This is a genomic window from Polaromonas sp. P1_E3 (assembly GCF_056405935.1).
This window is the reverse complement of sequence record NZ_JBFUBD010000549.1, coordinates 1-1,504: the sequence shown is the minus strand read 5'-3', so window position 1 is coordinate 1,504 and position 1,504 is coordinate 1. Positions and strand designations below refer to the sequence as shown.

2 protein-coding genes and 1 pseudogene are annotated in these 1,504 nt (G+C 64.5%); all 3 read right to left on the bottom strand.

Features of this window, described 5'->3' with window-relative positions; all coding sequences use genetic code 11:
- A pseudogene (locus AC1D0Z_RS21555) lies at positions 1-338 on the bottom strand (class 1 fructose-bisphosphatase); the annotation flags it as partial.
- Positions 339-397: 59 nt separating this feature from the next.
- A complete protein-coding gene (locus AC1D0Z_RS21550; RefSeq protein WP_477660195.1) occupies positions 398-1,255 on the bottom strand; it encodes a tetratricopeptide repeat protein in 858 nt (285 codons plus the stop codon).
- Between the two features lie 18 nt (positions 1,256-1,273).
- The coding region (locus tag AC1D0Z_RS21545; protein ID WP_477660194.1) for an aminopeptidase N C-terminal domain-containing protein at positions 1,274-1,504 on the bottom strand (231 nt) is incomplete at its 5' end.

Here is a 1,504-nt window from a genome sequence, read left to right as displayed (position 1 = left end):
AACAGCAGCAGGTATTCGCCCTGGGGGTAGCGGTTGGGCACCACGTAAATGCTGTCCATTTCCTCTGAAGCCATGGCCGCCAGATGGCCACCCCATTCGTTGGCTTCAATCAACACCTCATTGGCGATGATGTCGAGCTTTTTTTGCACCTCACCCTGAACGTTCTCGCTGCCGGCCGTGCCCAGGACGCCGCCCAGCGCGCCCTTGTTGACAGCCTGGCTGATGCTTTTGCAGGCGCGGGCCACCACTTCGAGTAGCAGGCGCAGCTGCGACGGGATGTGGCCGTCCATACGCTGTTTTTCAACGAGGTAGCGCGTCAAGGAGATTTTTTGGGGCATAGGGGCTCCGTTCGGTTAAGGGATAGTTCGTTTAGGCGGCTTATGGCTGGGCGGGGCACTTAGCCAGGCTCGCCTTGCTCTTCGCGTTCTTCAAATTCGGCAAGCGTGGCCAAGGTGTCGTTGAGCAGGTCTTCGTCGTCCTTTGTACGCGCAATGTCCACGCGTTGCTGGAAGAGGGCGCGCGCTTCGGTGGGCTGGCCTGCTTCATGCGCGAGCACGCCGAGCTGGAACAAGGTGTCCAGCACGATGTCCGTGTCCTGCAAGGCCTGGCCCAGCGCCAGGCGCTGTTGCAGCCAGGCCCGCGCCTGCGCATGCTCGCCCAGCTCGTAGGTGTTTTGCGCCAGGTTGTTGATGAGGCCTGAGAGGCGCTTGTCCGTGCCGGAGCCGAAGGCGCTTTGTGCATCGGCCAGCAGTTGCCGGTTGTGCGCCAGCGCCTCGGCGAAGCGGCCGGCTTCGTGCAGGGCATAGCCGATCTCTTCGCGGATGCCCAGCTTCTGCTCGGTATTCAGCGTGGCGCCCTCGTGCGCGGCCCAGTGGGCCGACTGCTGAAGGTGCTCGACGGCGGTGTCGTACTCCTCGGCTTCCAGGGCCGACTCGCCGATGGCGTAATGCTGTTCGTAGCGCTCCACGGGCGTGAGGCTGCCCTTGGCAGAGCGGATGGCCAGGGCGCGCAGGCCCAGCGGCAGGCCCTCGGCATCCAGCTGGCGTTTGCGGAACACCACGAACTGCAACCACAGCAAGTCAGCCTGTTCGGCGGAGTCCGCGCCCAGGGCCTCGGCCAGGGGCTCCAACGCGGCCAGGTCGGCTGACATGCGCGAACCGCTGAACATGCCGCTGGCGTCGTACACCGTGTCGCGCAGCTGGTTGAACTTCTTCGCAAACCGCTGTGCGGGGTTATTGAATGTGAACAATGCCATGGCGGGTGCCGTCCGCGTTCAGTCAGCCAGTGCGCGAGAGACGACTTCGTGTGTGTCTTTGCTCAGATCGGTCTTGGCCGCTACGCGGGCAATCGCTTCGCGCGCCGCGCTGCGGTAGGGCTCGGCCAGCTTGCTCCAGCGGTCCAGCGCGCGCGCCAGGCGGGCGGCCACTTGCGGGTTGATGGCGTCGAGCTCCATCACGCGGTCGCTCCAGAAAACATAACCCGCGGCGTCCGCGCGGTGAAAAGC

What these genes read in the sequence shown, in the direction of transcription:
- AC1D0Z_RS21550 (WP_477660195.1), bottom strand. Translation starts at nt 1,255, where the DNA reads ATGGCATTGTTCACATTCAATAACCCCGCACAGCGGTTTGCGAAGAAG.